We start from the raw sequence: 16,625 nt of genomic DNA, 5'->3' as shown, positions 1-16,625 counted from the left end.
GATGCAGATAGCTTTCTTTCACGAGAGGAGGAGAAGCGATGCAATTTCCACGATTAAGTATTCAGTCACAGCCTGCATTACTTGGTATGAACATCCAACCTGCTTCACAACAAATCCAGCAACCGAAAGCTGACATGCAAATTCAGCAACCAAAAGCAGACGTGTCGATCACACAGCGATCTGGCAAATTATCGATTGATCAATCACAAGCATGGGCTGACATGGGAAAATTCGGAGCTTTGGAGGCGACGAAGAAAGCTGCTCAAAAATGGAAACAAGCGACAATGGAAGCAATTGCTGAGAAATCTCGTGAGGGTAAGCAGCTCATGAAGATTGAAAATGGCGGGAACGTCATCGCTTCTCTTTCGAAACAACAAACAATGTCAGATGTGAAGCCAGCAGAACTGGACTGGATTCCATCACTTTTTTCCGTGAAAACAAGGTATACACCAGCTGAAGTGGAAATTTCAGCACAAGCAAGAAAACCAGTGATTAACGCAACACCTCAAAAAGTGGTTCACGAATACCAACCAGGGAACCTAGACATTTATGTCAGACAACCAGCTGACCTGCAAATTGAGTTCCAAGCATAGAAAGGATGATAGAAATGAAAATCCAAACGAATTATTTTGGCGAGTTGACCGTTGATGAAACGAAAGTTATCAACTTTGTAAATGGCCTACCAGGCTTTCCGGATGAAAAAGAATTTGTCATTGTCGATCTAGAAGGCAATCCGGCATTCCAAGTATTGCAATCAATCAGTAACGAAAATCTAGCATTTGTGATAACCGACCCATTTTTAATTTATCCAAATTATCAATTTGACGTAAAAAATTCAGTCGTAGAACAACTAGAAATCGAGTCGGAAAAAGATGTGCTGATTCGTTCAACTTTAACTGTACATAAACCATTTGACCAATCGACGATTAACCTTAAAGCACCGTTGGTCATTAACCAAACCAAGAAACAAGCAAAGCAAATTGTATTGGACGATGATACCTACACAACGAAACACCCAATCCAAGCCGTCAAGCAAGGAGGGGAGTAAGATGCTCGTACTCACACGAAAAACTGGGGAATCAATCCAAATTGGTGATGATATCACCATTAAAATTGTAGCTGTGGAAGGCGACCAAATCAAACTGGGCATCGATGCTCCTAAAAATGTGGATATCCACCGCTCGGAAATCTATCAACAAATTATTGAAGCAAACCAACAAGCCTCTCTAAATAAAGATATAAAAGATTTTATAAAAAATCTTAAAAGAGAGTAAACAAACCAAAAGACGTACCGATATATCTAGTAGAAGATGAAACAAACGTCGGCCGACAAACGTTTCATTTTACTTAGCCGCCACAAGGACGTGGCGAAACACAATTCAAGGAGGAAATTACTTATGCGTATTAATCACAACATTGCTGCGTTGAACACACACAACCAGCTAACGAACAACAGCAACAACATCCAAAAATCTTTGGAAAAATTATCTTCAGGTCTTCGGATTAACCGTGCAGGTGACGATGCTGCAGGACTAGCAATCTCCGAAAAAATGCGTGGTCAGATTCGTGGTTTGGAAATGGCTTCTAAAAACGCGCAAGATGGTATTTCATTGATTCAGACTGCTGAAGGTGCTTTGACTGAGACTCATTCAATTCTTCAAAGAATGCGCGAGCTTACAGTTCAAGCAGCTAATGATACGAACGAGTCAGTAGACAGAACTGCAATTAACGATGAATTAGAGCAGTTATCTGCCGAAATTGATCGAATTGCAAATAATACTGAATTTAATAGCAAAACTTTGCTTGATGGTTCATTTGATACTTCCGTAAATTTAGATGGTAATGGAAAAATGGGTGTTGAACTGAATTTCCAGATTGGCGCAAATAAAGATCAAAATATCAAATTTGAAATTGGTAAAATGGACGCTAAAACTTTGGGTGTAGATACAGCTAGTATTGATGTTTCAACCTATTCTGATGCAACTGCTTTCTTAGATGAACTAGACACTGCTATCGAGACTGTTTCTGGACAACGCTCTGAATTAGGTGCAGTTCAAAACCGGCTGGAACATACTATTAATAACCTTGATGCATCAGCAGAAAATCTAACAGCCGCTGAATCACGTATCCGTGACGTTGACATGGCTTCAGAAATGATGGAATTTACTAAAAACAATATCCTATCTCAAGCATCTCAAGCTATGCTTGCTCAAGCAAATCAACAACCACAAGGTGTACTTCAATTACTTCAATAGTAATTTTTAAAATTTAAGAATACCCAAAATAATAAACAGACACATGGATGTGCCTAAAAAACATTTCAAGGAGGAAATTACTTATGCGTATTAATCACAACATTGCTGCGTTGAACACACACAACCAGTTAACGAACAACAGCAACAACATCCAAAAATCTTTGGAAAAACTATCTTCAGGGCTTCGGATTAACCGTGCAGGTGACGATGCCGCAGGACTAGCGATTTCGGAAAAAATGCGTGGTCAAATTCGTGGATTAGAAATGGCTCAAAAAAATGCTCAAGATGGTATTTCATTGATCCAAACAGCTGAAGGTGCCTTAACAGAAACTCACTCTATTCTTCAAAGAATGAGAGAATTGACTGTCCAAGCTGCAAATGATACTAACGAATCAGTTGATAGAGATGCAATTACCGACGAATTAAAACAGCTAACCAAAGAGATTGATCGAATCGCAAACAATACGGAATTTAACAGTAAAACATTACTTGATGGCTCATTAACAAGTGGTGGTAGAGAAGGAATATTGAATCTACAAATTGGTTCAAACAATGGACAGAACATTGAAGTTGAAATTAGTAGTATGGAAGCTACTTCTTTAGGGCTAACTGCTGCTGATTCTATTGATGTGTCGGATTATACTAAAGCAACTGGATATATTGATACTATAGATGCTGCAATTAAAGATGTATCAGCTCAACGCTCTGAATTAGGTGCTGTTCAAAATCGTTTAGAACACACAATTAATAACTTGGGTACTTCTGCTGAAAACCTAACAGCTGCCGAATCACGTATCCGTGACGTTGATATGGCTAAAGAAATGATGGAGTTCACGAAGAATAACATTCTTTCTCAGGCTTCTCAAGCGATGTTGGCTCAAGCGAATCAGCAACCACAAGGAGTACTTCAGTTACTTCAGTAATATTATTTTTACTTACAAAAAACGTCCAAAAAGCTATTCCGGCTTTTGGACGTTTTTCTTGCTTATGCTTTCCATCTCACATTCTTCATCACAATTTTACTCTTCGGCATTGTCGGTGGATGAACTAAACTATAACTCATATCCTGCGGAGGCACTTCAAAATCAATCTTCTCCACAAAATAATGCAAGAAAATCTGCATCATTCGAATCGTAATCCATTCACCTGCACAGCGATGTCCACCTAAGTAATCTCCTCCACCTTGTGGGACAAAGTTAAACGGACTACCATCCCAATCTTTAAATCGATCGGGTGTAAACAAATCAGGATTGTTCCATATCTTCGGATCGTTATTTGTTCCGTGAAAGTCAAAGATCACTTGGTCATTCTCCTTAAATGCATGACCTCGGTAAACAAAGTCCTCTTTCACACGAGCTACGTTAAATGGAAAGAATGGATAAAAGCGCCGAACTTCTTGAATAAATCGTTTATAAGCATCTCGGTCATCATGCGCTCGTAATTTCTCTACTTCTTTTGGATGATGAATAACAGCATGAGCCGTAAAGGTAACATAAATCGATATAGCAACCATCGGGCGGATAATATTCAACAAATCATCGGCAACCGCTTCAATGTCCTCTAATTTACCTTCCAAGTCTCTATGCCAAGCAATTACATATAAAGCAGTCTCTTCAGGTGGATGAATTTCTTTTTCACGGGTTTTCATAATCAAATCTTTCGCCCAGTTTTCCAGTTGAATTCTCGAATTCCGTCCTTTAAATTGTTTCACTCCAATGGTCGCAGGCGATTCAAACAAATCGGCTGTCTTAGGTGCGAGATTTCTGATTTCATGCTGTTCAAGTGGAATTCCAGCCCAATCACAAGCAATTTGAAAAATCATCTCTACCGCTTCATCATATAATTGAATACTTTTTTTCTTTTCCCATTTATCGATGTATTGTTCTAAGTATGTTTCAATCGTCTGGTCTAACGCTTGCAGACGTTCTTCGGACATTAAGCTCATGAGCATTTCTTTACGGTGGCGATGGATCGGTCCATCCAATCCTTGCACACCATGTTCGCCCAATAATGTCTTTTGAACTCTTTTCGGTGCAGCGCCTTCTCGTTTAAATTTATCCGTATCATAAAAGAGTTCCGCTGCTTCTTCGCCACTCATAAAAACCGTTTTTTCACCGAGTATTCGTGACTCAAAAAAGTCCGATTGAAAGGCTTTTTTTCTATTTGGAATGTATTGATAGCCTTCTCGGAGAACATCTTTCGTATGGTCTAATCCGACTTCCCGTGGAATGCTTGATCTTCTAGTCATGCTAACACCTCGTTTTTTTAATGCTTCTATTCCATTTATACCCTGAAAGCAGTAGTTCAAACGATATCTTCCTTAATTTGGATTGAAGATCCTTAAATTATCCATAGATGCTTTCCACAAAAGTTAAACATTTAGCACAATGTTCCGATATAATTAAAAAGAATAGTGGAGGAGCAAATAGGATGAAATTGGACACATTACTCAAAAGTTCTCCTATTTTGCAGCAACCGGCATCAACTCATGAATCGGTGAAGGTCAAGCAACCAGAACATCCGGACATGCAGCAAACAATAAAAGAAGAATCAGTTTCAAAAGAAGAATCAGTTTCAAAAGAAGAAGCAGCAGAGCTTGTAAAGGGACTTAATGATTTTATTGAACCGATGCACACATCGATTAAGTTTGAACTTCATGACAAGCTAGACCGTTATTATGTATCCGTTATTGATAAAAATACCGATGAAGTCATCAAAGAGATTCCGCCGAAAAAAATGCTTGATATGTATGCGGCGATGGCAGAATTTATGGGCTTTATCGTTGATGAGAAAGTGTAGGAAGGTGTTCTTATGATTAACAATACCATGCGTGTGAGTGGACTTGCATCTGGAATGGATACGGATCAGATCATCGCAGATTTGATGAAAGCTGAACGTATTCCAATGACCAAGATGCAACAAGATCAGGAATGGCTGACGTGGCAGCGCGATGCTTATCGTGAAGTCAATTCGAAGCTGTCTGAGTTTAAAAATATGTTCAGGGATTTAAAGTTTTCTGATGCTTACCAGTCGAAGCTAGTTACGACATCAGCAATCGGTGTAAATGCGTCAGCAACAAGTGCAGCTAAAGAAGGAACACACTCGATTTCTGTCAGTCAGCTGGCTTCGAAGGCGATGCGGGTTTCAGAGACAGGTATTTCAGGAGATGGAGAACAGATTGACCCAAACGAAGCCTTAGCCGCGCGCTTTTCAGATCTATCTGGGAAAACGTTTACCTTTCAGACATATGGTGAAAACGGACAAGCTAACCCACATGAAATCACGATTGCTGAAGATGATTCATTAAATGATGTCTTCAAAAAAATTAATGAAGCATCTGACGGAGCTGTACGTGCTTACTATGATGTAAACTCTGATAAAGTTTTCATGGAACGCACCGCTTCGGGTGATTTCAACCCAGACGGAGCAGAAATCACATTCGGCGCTGGCGATGCGGGTTCTTTTTTCACGGAAACCCTAAAACTCACTGGCCAAGAATACGGTGGAGAAGATGCTAAATTCACCTATAACAATGTTGAGTTAACGTCTAAAGAAAACTCATACACACTCGATGGCGTCACTTATCAATTTCATCAGACAGTTGATAATGCAGTCCTTAATGTACGGACAAATACACAAAAGACGTTTGATAAGATCACTGAGTTTGTCGAAAAATACAACGAATTAATTGAATTCACGTCCGAAAAAACGAGCGAAAAACGGCATCGTGATTTTCCTCCATTAACCGAAGAGCAAAAGGACGATATGTCTGAGAATGAAATCGAGTTGTGGGAGGAAAAAGCGAAAAGTGGTTTGCTTCGAAGTGACAATATCATTCAAAGTGGCATGACGGGTATGCGTACGGCATTTTATTCGAATGTACAGAATGAAAATGGAGCGTTTAACCGCTTAGCGGATCTTGGGATCACAACGTCCAATAACTATCGGGATAACGGAAAGTTAGTGATTGACGAAGACAAACTTCGAGGAGCGATTGAAAATAATTCGGAGGATGTTAGAAGATTATTTTCAAATTCTGCAAATGATGATTCACGAGGATTAATCAACCGTGTCGAAGATAATCTCGACAATATGATCTCTCGAATCACGGATAAAGCCGGGAACGAAAACCGGACGGAACAGACTTATACAATGGGTCGTGAGTTGCTCGGGATGGAAGAGCGAATTACAGACTTCGAACGTCGCTTGGCTCAAGTCGAGAATCGTTATTACAAACAATTTACTGCGATGGAAACAGCGATTCAGCGTATGAACCAGCAATCTGCCCAGTTAATGAACCAATTAAACGGTGGCCAATAATAACCCAGTAGGAGTGTTATCATGAATTACCAACAACCACATCAAGCCTACCAGCAAAATTCCATACAAACTGCCAGCCCAGGAGAGTTGACGATGATGCTATATAACGGCTGCTTGAAATTTATTCGACTCGCAAAAAAGGGCATTGAAAACGAGAATATTGAGCAGAAAAACGTCAATATCCAAAAAGCTCAGAATATCATCAATGAACTGATGGTTACGTTGAATCCTGAGGTGGAAATTTCCAATCAAATGCGCCCGTTGTATGATTATATGAACCGTCAATTGATTCAGGCGAACATTAAAAATGATGTGGAGATTTTATCAGAAGTAGAGGGCTTGGTCAGTGAGTTTCGCGATACGTGGAAAGAAGTATTGAAGCTAAATAAACAACAAAAGCAGGTCCCTGTGAATGGATAAACAACTCATTCAGCTTAAGAATCTACTCGAAGGAACAATTGAGAAAGTTGAAAAGTTAGCAGCTGAGCATGATCACGAGACTTTTATTGAAGTGATCGAGCAAGCTGCTGACGAACGTGATGAGTTGCTGAAAGAATTGAATCTTTCTGATGAAGAGAGAAAAACGCAGCAATCGATTATTGATGAAGTAATCGAGCTTGATCAACAACTTAATCGCATGGTGAACCAGTACTTTGATAGCTTTAAACGTGAAATCATTATACTGAAGAAAAAGAAAGATACCAACATGAAATATACCAATCCATACAGCAAAATGAAGAGTCCTGATGGAGCTTTTTTGGACAAACGGAAATAATGAGACAACGACGTAGCATTCATGAGATGGATGCTACTTTTTTTAGCTCTAAACAAATGGATTTACTCGGTATTCAAGCCAATGCTTTGCATACAAATCAAGGTACTGAGCGAGTGAAGCAAAAAGTGAGTTTGAATTATGAAGGGACGATACGAAAAGGTTTGTACATTAAAGAAGATCATCAGCCCTGAGCCTCAATAGTCCAGCAACCCCCTTATTTCCCGGGAAATTTGTCGAAATCATGAATCTTAACTATAAAGAATAAAATAAAAGTCGAGTTTATGGAGGATTATGAGCGGGTAAGGTAGAATAATATATACATACGACTAAAAGGAGGCCTGCTTATGTTTAAGTATAATATCCGTGGTGAAAATATCGAGGTGACCGATGCGATTCGGGATTACGTCGAGAAGAAAATCGGCAAATTGGAGCGTTATTTTGATCAAACGCCTACTTCTGAAGTACATGTGAATTTAAGTGTTCATAATGATGGGCAAAGAATTGAAGTGACGATCCCAATGACAGATTTGGTTCTGCGCGCTGAGGAGGCACATAACGATTTATACGCTGCAATTGATTTAGTCGTAGATAAATTGGAAAGACAAATTCGTAAGTACAAAACAAAAGTGAATCGTAAGTTCCGTCAAAAAGGCGCTGCGAAATACGTATTTGCTGAAATGGAAAGAGAAGCAAACGCCAATGGTGGTTTGCTATTAGATGAAGATGAAGCAGAAGAAGAAGATAGTGAAGTGGATATCGTTCGTGTAAAACGATTTAATCTAAAACCGATGGATTCTGAAGAAGCGGCACTACAAATGGATATGTTAGGACATAATTTCTACGTATTTGAAAGTGCTGACACAGGTGAAACGAATGTCGTTTACAAACGTAAAGATGGAAGATATGGTTTGATTGAGCCGAATGCTTAATGGCATTACATCAGATAGCCTTGGTCCGATTGCTGGACTGAGGCTATTTTTATTTTCTCGAACATGAACGGCTCATATATTTTCAAATCGGGCACATATTTTCTATCCTAGGGAGCATATCTCGATGATCCGGGCACATATCGATCAAATGAGGGAACATATATCATTAGTGAGGCTCATATCCATCTAATTAGGGAGCATATCTGCGTCATTGAGGCGCATCCCACTGCTAAACTGTGAGGGTTTCACAATCAATGAGCACATATTTCAACCGCTTGGGTCCATATCCTATTCACCCACAAAAAATTTTAAAAAACTTTCATTTTGTAGATAAATCATTTTTCCAATCGATTTCTGCTCACTTATCTCAAATTCTAGACAAAAAGTGTCCTAAAACCCTGGTATGCGAGCATTTTAGCGATTTTTATTGCTCAACACTCTGTGATATAACTAAGATATGCAAGATCATTAAGGGGGGAATACGAGATGTGCAATGTCAAACCTTGCCCCAGTTGTTCACGTCTCGAGAAAAAGCTTAATCAACAGAACGAGATCATCGTACAATTAATGCGCATTGTCGCAGCGTCTAATGAAAAAATATCTGTCATTGAAGACCATCTGAGTGTTTATACCTCCACAACGAACGCTCCAGAAATCCTTCAGCCGAAATCCTACTCCTTCCTCAATTCCAAATAACCATCCGCTTAATGGTCTTGTTATGGTTGACTACTGCCCCAGTCAACCATTTTTTCTTTAGTGTAAATATCAATTGCTTGTCGATTTTTGGCCGGCAGTGCGACGGGTTTATGCAGGTGAGGATTGTTGTCATGGTGGTTTCATTAGTGTTATCATTAATGTTGTGCAAGTGTAAATTTAATCTTGGGGTTGAGGATATATGAAGCAATTATTGACGAAAGTCTTTGGTGATGGAAATAGTCGCCAATTGAAAAAACTAGAAAAAGTTGCGGATCAAATAGAAGAACTAGAACCACAGATGCAGCAGCTTTCTGATTATGCGTTACAGGAAAAAACGGATGAGTTTAAAAAACGATATCAAGATGGCGAGTCATTGGATGACTTGTTGCCGGAAGCGTATGCGGTTGTGCGTGAAGCTTCGAAACGTGTGCTAGGCATGCGTCCGTTCTACGTCCAGCTGCTTGGTGCGATTGCTTTGCATCAAGGGGATATAGCGGAAATGAAAACCGGTGAGGGTAAGACATTGGCCTCGACCATGCCGGCATACTTAAATGCGATTACAGGAAAAGGCGTTCATATCATTACGGTGAACGATTACCTTGCCGATCGTGACTCGAATGAGATGGGTGAGCTATATAATTGGCTTGGTCTGACAGTCGGTTTGAATACGAATAGTTTATCAAAAGACGAAAAGCGTGAAGCATACGCCAAAGATATTACGTATGGTACGAATAATGAATTCGGCTTTGATTATCTACGCGATAATATGGTGTTATATAAAGAAAAAATGGTGCAGCGACCACTTTATTTTGCGATCATTGACGAGGTTGACTCGATTTTAATTGATGAAGCGCGAACACCATTAATCATTTCTGGGTCTCAGCGAAAATCACAGTCCAATTATTTACAAGCGGATCAGTTTGCTTCGACATTAAGAAATGAAGAAGACTATACGTATGATGAAAAAACAAGGAATGTGCAGCTGACAGAGCAAGGAATCACGAAAGCTGAACAATATTTCAATATCGAAAACCTTTATAATTTAAATAATGTTGCATTGACGCATCATATTAACCAAGCGTTGAAAGCGCATGTCGTCATGCGTAAAGATACCGATTATGTGGTTGAGGAAAACGAAGTCGTCATCGTCGACCAATTTACGGGTCGTTTGATGAAAGGCCGTCGTTATAGTGATGGTCTTCACCAAGCAATCGAGGCGAAAGAAGGCTTGCCGATCCAGAAGGAAAGTATGACGCTTGCGACGATTACTTTCCAGAACTTCTTCCGGATGTATGAAAAAATTTCCGGGATGACCGGTACGGCAAAAACGGAAGAAGAAGAATTCCGTAATATTTACAATATGCAGGTCGTTTCCATTCCAACGAACGAACCGATTCGCCGGGATGACCGGGCGGATTTGATTTATAAAACCGTTGATGGGAAATACCAAGCGCTCGTTCGAGAAGTGAAAGAGCGCCACGAAAAAGGACAACCGATTTTGATTGGTACGGTCGCCGTTGAGACGTCTGAATTGATTTCAAACTTCTTGAAAAAGGTTGGCGTTAAGCACAATATTTTGAACGCAAAGAACCACTTTAAAGAAGCTGAAATCATTTTGGAAGCGGGTCAAAAAGGTGCCGTAACGATTGCGACGAACATGGCCGGTCGTGGTACAGACATCAAATTAGGTGACGGTGTAAAAGAGCTTGGCGGTTTGGCCGTTATCGGAACAGAACGACATGAATCACGCCGGATTGATAACCAGCTTCGTGGACGTTCGGGTCGTCAAGGAGATCCAGGTGTCTCTCAGTTCTACCTTTCCATGGAAGATGAATTGATGCGCCGTTTCGGATCAGACAATATGAAATCGATGATGGACCGTTTCGGTTTGGAAGAAGACCAACCGATTGAAAGTAAAATGGTCTCCCGAGCAGTGGAATCGGCTCAGAAGCGAGTCGAAGGGAATAACTTTGATGCGCGTAAACAGCTACTTGCTTATGATGATGTTATGCGTCAACAGCGCGATATTATTTATGAGCAGCGGAAAGAAGTGCTTGAGTCCGATAGTCTACGTGAAATCATTGAAGGTATGATTCGTTCAACAGTCGAACGGAATGTGCATGCCTATACGCAAGATGAAGACGATGAGAACTGGGACCTCGAAGCACTGGCTGAATTTTTACAAGCGAACGTGTTGAACCAGGATGAAGTCTCTGTTGATGATCTTAAAGGAAAAGAACCAGAAGAGATCATTGAGTGGGTCATTGAAAAAACACAAGAGAAATACGATGCTCGTGAAGAAGAATTGACCGAGGATCAAATGCGTGAATTTGAAAAAGTCATCCTATTGCGTACGGTTGACAGCAAATGGATGGATCACATCGACCAGATGGACCAACTACGCCAAGGAATTCATTTGCGTGCATACGGTCAAAACGATCCATTGCAGGAATACCAAATGGAAGGCTTCTCGATGTTTGAAGAGATGATTGCTTCCATCGAACAAGAAGTTGCTAAATATGCAATGAAGGCACAAATTCGAGAAAACTTGCAACGTCAAGCTGTCGCGACAGGTACCGAGGCGATTGCGGGCGGACGCCAAGATCAAAAGAAAAAGCGCCAACCGATTGTAAAGAAAAAAGAAGTCGGACGTAATGAACCATGTCCATGTGGCAGCGGGAAAAAATATAAGCACTGTCATGGAAAATAATGAAATGCTAAAAGGTTGAAAAGCTGGTTTCCCAGCTTTTCGACTTTTTTTATTTGGATTGATCACTGATGTTATTGGTTAGGGAGCATATTTTTTCATTTTGGTCGCATAAATCGTACGATAGGGTGCATATATTCGAAATTTGGTAGCATAAGTCTTCTAGTCGGGCGCATATCCGAGTCCATTGGTCTCAAATAAAACTGAATAGGGCGCATAACATACTGAAGATGATGAAGGCTTACTGGTCATTTTGCTTAATGTAGCTGATGACTTATCTTTATTTGGATTATCACTGATGTTGTTGGTTTGAGGGCATATTTTTTCATTTTGGTCACATAAATCGTACGATAGGGTGCATATATCTGAAGTTTGGTAGCATAAGTCTTCTAGTCGGGCGCATATCCGAGTCCATTGGTCTCAAATAAAACTGAATAGGGCGTATAACATACTGAATATGCTGAGGGCTTACTGGTATTTTGCTTAATGTAGCTGATGACTCATCTTTATTTGGATTGATCACTGATGTTATTGGTTAGGGAGCATATTTTTTCATTTTGGTCGCATAAATCGTACGATAGGGCGCATATATTCGAAATTTGGTAGCATAAGTCTTCTAGTCGGGTGCATATCCGGTTCCATTGGTCTCAAATAAAACTGAATAGGGCGCATAACATACTGAATATGTTGAGGGCTTACTGGTATTTTGCTTAATGTAGCTGATGACTCATCTTTAGTTGGATTATCACTGATGTTGTTGGTTTGAGGGCATATTTTTTCATTTTGGTCACATAAATCGTACAATAGGGCGCATATATCCGAAATTTGGTAGCATAAGTCTTCTAGTCGGGCGCATATCCGGTTCCATTGGTCTCAAATAAAACTGAATAGAGCGCAAAACATTCCTAACTCACGAAAAAAAAGGTGCATATCTACATCTAGCCGGCGCATATATCCGAATATTGGTCGCAAATCCACACAATAAGTCACACAAATTTTGCGTTGAATCGTAAATAAAATAAACTCAAGTTGCAAAACCTCTAGGTGTAAGGCACTATTTTTAATGAATTGACTGGGAAATCCAACCATCTGTAACGAATTGTTCAGTTTTAGTTTTGTTTAGTCGTGTTATAATACGGGTAAATGTAAACAATAATCAACAGAGGTGAAAGTATGGATTTAACAGAAATCAAACAGAAAATCGATAAAATGAATGAGACTTTAGAAAACTTTAGGAGGTCACTTTGACTTACCTGAAAAGCGTAAACGCATTGAAGAGTTAGAAATCCAAATGACTGAACCAGGCTTCTGGGACGATCAAGATAACGCCCAGCAAGTGATTGATGAAATGAATGGCCTAAAAAAAACGGTTCAAGAGCTCGATAAGCTTTCAGAGGAACTTGAAAATCTCGATGTTTCCTATGAATTAATCAAAGAAGAAAATGATCAAGAGCTTTTTGATGATTTACATGAAAGCATTCAACATTTTTCGAAGGAGCTCGACAGCTTCGAACTTGAAATTTTACTGAGTGAGCCTTACGATAAAAATAACGCCATTTTAGAGATCCATTCGGGTGCCGGTGGAACTGAGTCTCAAGATTGGGCAGAGATGTTACTCCGGATGTATACGCGATATGCTGAGAAAAAAGGTTTTAAAGTCGATACGATGGATTATTTACCCGGAGATGAAGCAGGCGTTAAAAGTGTTACGCTCTTAATCAAAGGGCATAATGCTTATGGTTACTTAAAAGCTGAAAAAGGTGTACACCGACTAGTGCGGATCTCACCGTTTGACTCCTCAGGCAGAAGACATACTTCATTCGCATCATGTGAAGTCGTCCCGGAATTTTCCGGAGATGTTGAAATTGATGTGAAGTCAGAGGAATTGCGCATTGATACGTACCGTTCGAGTGGTGCCGGTGGCCAGCACGTCAACACATCCGACTCAGCCGTCCGGATTACACACGAGCCGACAGGTACTGTTGTTACTTGCCAGTCGGAACGGTCTCAAATCAAAAACCGCGAACAAGCGATGAAAATGTTAAAATCGAAACTATACCAATTGGAAATTGAAAAACAACAACGAGAAATGGATGAAATTCGAGGAGAACAGAAGGAAATTGGCTGGGGCAGTCAAATCCGTTCTTACGTGTTCCATCCGTACAACATGGTGAAAGACCATCGTACGAACCTTGAGAACGGCAATACTCAAGCCGTCATGGATGGAGAGTTAGATTCATTTATTGATGCCTATTTACGTTCAAAAGTTGATTAACTTTTGGATGTTTAGGGAAACATACAAACAAACATAATGAGGAGGTCAACAAACATGAAGAAAAAGTTACTCACTGCAATCTTTGGTGGAATGCTTGTCTTAGCTGCCTGTGGTGGCGGCGATGACGGTGGCGGAGACGGCGGTGGAGAAGAATCAGCATCTGGCGGTGGCGACACTGGCGCAGGTGAAGAGCTCTACCAGCAAAACTGTGCATCTTGCCACGGCGGTGACCTATCCGGTGGAGCAGGTCCATCTCTAGAAAACGTTGGAGATGACTACGATGCAAGTGAAATCGTAGACATCATTCAAAACGGTAAAGGTTCAATGCCAGCACAAAACGTTGAACAAGGCGATGCAGAAGAAATCGCTGATTGGTTAGTTCAACAGTAAATTGAATGGATGTATTGAACAAGCTACCTCATCTAAAATGGATGGGGTAGTTTTTTGTTGGATACGCTTGTGAATCTTCAGTGTTAATCGTGTGATCTTCAGTGTTAATTGCTCTACCTTCAGTGCTAAATCCTAGACCTTCAGTGTTGATTCACATTTCTTCAGTGTTATTTCCCCAATCTTCAGTGTTAACTCACCCACCTTCAGTGTTAAAAATCCATCCTTCAGTGTTAATCACCCCCTCAACTTTCTACTCTATTTCTATTTAAATTGTTCCATTTGACCTATCACCACATTATGTTTAGGTAATTTGAATGATTCATTCAGAAAAATTGATGTAAAGAAAGAGGGAATCTGGTCGATATATATCAAAAGACAGTGAGTTAATCGTAAAGAAGAGACAAATCTCCTAGTAAATACGATTGTAGACATGACTTTGAAATGAAAATGTAATATTAAAAAGGGTAAAATTTATGCCGAATGATGTTATAATAGGTTTTGAATTAAGAGTTAGTTGGTTGTCCTGAAACAAATCAAACGACCAATCTACTAGATTTCCTATAATGATAGAAAAAACACATAGAATCGACAGCTAACGAAAAACATCCTAGGGGGATCGTGTTACTTATTATGATAGAGATGAAAAATGTTTATAAAGAATATAGCCACGGCGTTATGGCCGTTGACGGTTTAACCGTAAATATAGATGCAGGTGAATTCGTTTATATTGTAGGGGCGAGTGGTGCTGGGAAAAGTTCATTTATTAAAATGATGTACCGCGAAGAGCTAGCCACAAAAGGTGAAGTCTTGATTGAAGGTAAGAATGTGACCGACATGAAATTGAAGGACGTTCCGTTCTTACGACGCGATATCGGCGTCATCTTCCAAGACTTTAAATTACTTCCTCGTTTGACAGCGTTTGAAAATGTCGCTTTTGCGTTGGAAGTTATTGAAGAAAATCCAAAGAAAATTAACAAGCGTGTACTCGAAGTATTGGAAATGGTCGGGTTGAAGCAAAAAGCAAGATTCCTTCCAAACCAGTTATCAGGTGGGGAACAACAACGAGTTGCGATTGCCCGGGCAATTGTCAACAATCCAAAGATTGTCATTGCTGATGAGCCAACAGGAAACTTGGACCCTGAAACTTCTTGGGAAATCATGCGAATTTTTGAAGAGATCAATACACGAGGAACGACAATCGTTATGGCGACTCACAGTCAGGAAATCGTAAACAAACTTAGAAAAAGAGTCATCGCTATGGAAAACGGTCAAATAGTGAGAGACGAGCACCGAGGGGAATACGGTTATGAAGCTTAGTACAATGAGAAGACACGTGCGAGAGGGCACGAAAAATATAGTCAGAAACAGTTGGATGACGGTAGCGTCAGTTGGTGCGGTAACGACAACGTTAGTGTTGGTCGGGATTTTCCTCGCATTAATGTTTAACCTAAATCAGCTGGCTGAGAACATTGAAAATGAAGCACAGATGAAAGTTTACGTAGAAAGAACTGCTGAAGACCAAGACATTCAAGCATTGGAAAAACAAATCAATGAAATCTCAGATATTAGTGAGATGGAATTTTCATCAAAAGAAGATGAACTGGAAGGGCTCATCTCCGATATGGGTGAATCCGGCGATCAATGGGAGCTATTTGAACAATTCAACCCATTGAATGACGCTTTTAATATAAAAACGTATGAACCAGAGCAGTTGGCAGGCGTTGCTAATCAAATTGAACAAATGGATAACGTAGAAGAAGTCAATTACATGAAAGATGTCGTCGATCGTTTAATCGCCTTCAATGACATTGCAAGATGGATTGGAATTATCTTCATCGGCGCACTACTGTTGACAGCGATTTTCCTTATTTCCAATACGATTAAAATGACGATTATCGCACGTCAGACAGAAATCGGCATTATGAAGCTTGTCGGAGCGAAAAACAGTTTCATTCGTTGGCCATTTTTCGTTGAAGGTGCCTTGATGGGCGTTCTTGGATCGATTATTCCGATAGCTGTTGTAGCTGGTGGATATTACTATCTTTACAATCAATTCGCAGATGAAATTCCGATTCCATTCTTTGAATTATTACCGGCGAATCCATTCATTTGGCAAATCTCAGGAATATTACTTGGAATTGGCGTTGTCATCGGTATTTGGGGAAGCGTCATGAGCGTTCGTAAGTTTTTGCGCGTATAGAAAACCATCATACAAGCATCGCTAGAGAAAGACAGCAAACAAATCTACTAATCTTTTAAAGATTTGAAAGGGGAACAA

17 protein-coding genes are annotated in these 16,625 nt (G+C 40.0%); 16 read left to right on the top strand and 1 reads right to left on the bottom strand.

Annotated features, from left to right (window positions below; genetic code table 11):
* Positions 1-38: 38 nt before the first annotated feature.
* The 5 genes from KQ486_RS10630 to hag (KQ486_RS10610) all read left to right on the top strand — a co-directional run bounded on the left by KQ486_RS10630 (position 39) and on the right by hag (KQ486_RS10610) (position 3,178).
* Positions 39-593 (top strand): DUF6470 family protein, encoded by a 555-nt coding sequence (locus KQ486_RS10630; RefSeq protein ID WP_216687612.1) that lies wholly within the window; start codon positions 39-41, stop codon positions 591-593.
* A gap of 14 nt (positions 594-607) precedes the next feature.
* The gene (gene fliW / locus KQ486_RS10625) at positions 608-1,048 is read left to right on the top strand and encodes a flagellar assembly protein FliW (protein WP_216687611.1); all 441 of its coding nucleotides are present in this window, start codon (positions 608-610) and stop codon (positions 1,046-1,048) included.
* Position 1,049: 1 nt separating this feature from the next.
* Positions 1,050-1,274, top strand: coding sequence for a carbon storage regulator CsrA (csrA, locus tag KQ486_RS10620; protein WP_216687610.1), 225 nt, complete (start codon positions 1,050-1,052; stop codon positions 1,272-1,274).
* Between the two features lie 123 nt (positions 1,275-1,397).
* Positions 1,398-2,255: a flagellin Hag gene (gene hag, locus KQ486_RS10615; RefSeq protein ID WP_216687609.1), complete on the top strand. Its 858-nt coding sequence runs from the start codon at positions 1,398-1,400 to the stop codon at positions 2,253-2,255.
* Positions 2,256-2,338: 83 nt separating this feature from the next.
* Positions 2,339-3,178 (top strand): flagellin Hag, encoded by an 840-nt coding sequence (hag, locus tag KQ486_RS10610; protein ID WP_216687608.1) that lies wholly within the window; start codon positions 2,339-2,341, stop codon positions 3,176-3,178.
* 62 nt (positions 3,179-3,240) lie between these two features.
* Here the strand turns inward: hag (KQ486_RS10610) and KQ486_RS10605 are convergent, their stop codons facing one another.
* Entirely contained in the window at positions 3,241-4,503 is a 1,263-nt protein-coding gene (locus tag KQ486_RS10605) for a cytochrome P450 (protein WP_216687607.1), read from the bottom strand.
* A gap of 182 nt (positions 4,504-4,685) precedes the next feature.
* Here KQ486_RS10605 and flaG point away from each other — a divergent pair, with 182 nt between their 5' ends.
* The 11 genes from flaG to ftsX all read left to right on the top strand — a co-directional run bounded on the left by flaG (position 4,686) and on the right by ftsX (position 16,547).
* A complete protein-coding gene (flaG, locus tag KQ486_RS10600; protein ID WP_216687606.1) occupies positions 4,686-5,054 on the top strand; it encodes a flagellar protein FlaG in 369 nt (122 codons plus the stop codon).
* Between the two features lie 12 nt (positions 5,055-5,066).
* Positions 5,067-6,575: a flagellar hook-associated protein 2 gene (locus KQ486_RS10595; protein ID WP_216687605.1), complete on the top strand. Its 1,509-nt coding sequence runs from the start codon at positions 5,067-5,069 to the stop codon at positions 6,573-6,575.
* A gap of 21 nt (positions 6,576-6,596) precedes the next feature.
* Positions 6,597-6,995 carry a flagellar export chaperone FliS gene (fliS, locus tag KQ486_RS10590; RefSeq protein ID WP_212367243.1) on the top strand — a complete coding sequence of 133 codons (399 nt, stop codon included), beginning with the start codon at positions 6,597-6,599 and terminating at the stop codon, positions 6,993-6,995.
* Entirely contained in the window at positions 6,988-7,350 is a 363-nt protein-coding gene (gene fliT / locus KQ486_RS10585) for a flagellar protein FliT (RefSeq protein ID WP_216687604.1), read from the top strand. Before fliS ends, fliT begins: the two co-directional genes overlap by 8 nt.
* On the top strand, positions 7,350-7,541 hold the full coding sequence (locus KQ486_RS10580; RefSeq protein WP_216687603.1) for a hypothetical protein: 192 nt from the start codon (positions 7,350-7,352) through the stop codon (positions 7,539-7,541). The genes fliT and KQ486_RS10580 overlap by 1 nt, the downstream gene beginning before the upstream one ends.
* A gap of 153 nt (positions 7,542-7,694) precedes the next feature.
* Complete coding sequence (hpf, locus tag KQ486_RS10575) at positions 7,695-8,279, top strand: ribosome hibernation-promoting factor, HPF/YfiA family (RefSeq protein ID WP_216687602.1); 585 nt, start codon at positions 7,695-7,697, stop codon at positions 8,277-8,279.
* Positions 8,280-9,174: 895 nt separating this feature from the next.
* On the top strand, positions 9,175-11,685 hold the full coding sequence (secA, locus tag KQ486_RS10570) for a preprotein translocase subunit SecA (RefSeq protein ID WP_216687601.1): 2,511 nt from the start codon (positions 9,175-9,177) through the stop codon (positions 11,683-11,685).
* Positions 11,686-12,855: 1,170 nt separating this feature from the next.
* Positions 12,856-13,957 (top strand): peptide chain release factor 2 gene (gene prfB / locus KQ486_RS10565; protein ID WP_144163523.1). Its coding sequence is split into 2 segments (ribosomal slippage): positions 12,856-12,927 and positions 12,929-13,957, totalling 1,101 coding nucleotides; the frame shifts between segments, so codons are not numbered across the junction.
* Between the two features lie 54 nt (positions 13,958-14,011).
* The gene (gene cccB, locus KQ486_RS10560) at positions 14,012-14,347 is read left to right on the top strand and encodes a cytochrome c551 (RefSeq protein WP_144163522.1); all 336 of its coding nucleotides are present in this window, start codon (positions 14,012-14,014) and stop codon (positions 14,345-14,347) included.
* A 630-nt stretch (positions 14,348-14,977) separates the two neighbouring features.
* Positions 14,978-15,664, top strand: a complete 687-nt coding sequence (gene ftsE, locus KQ486_RS10555; protein ID WP_144163521.1) for a cell division ATP-binding protein FtsE — start codon at positions 14,978-14,980, stop codon at positions 15,662-15,664.
* Positions 15,654-16,547: a permease-like cell division protein FtsX gene (ftsX, locus tag KQ486_RS10550; protein WP_216687600.1), complete on the top strand. Its 894-nt coding sequence runs from the start codon at positions 15,654-15,656 to the stop codon at positions 16,545-16,547. The genes ftsE and ftsX overlap by 11 nt, the downstream gene beginning before the upstream one ends.
* The last annotated feature ends 78 nt before the right edge of the window (positions 16,548-16,625 follow it).

Source organism: Allobacillus halotolerans (genome assembly GCF_018967645.1).
Taxonomy (GTDB): Bacteria; Bacillota; Bacilli; order Bacillales; family Alkalibacillaceae; genus Allobacillus; species Allobacillus halotolerans.
This window is presented reverse-complemented; position numbering and strand designations above follow the sequence as displayed.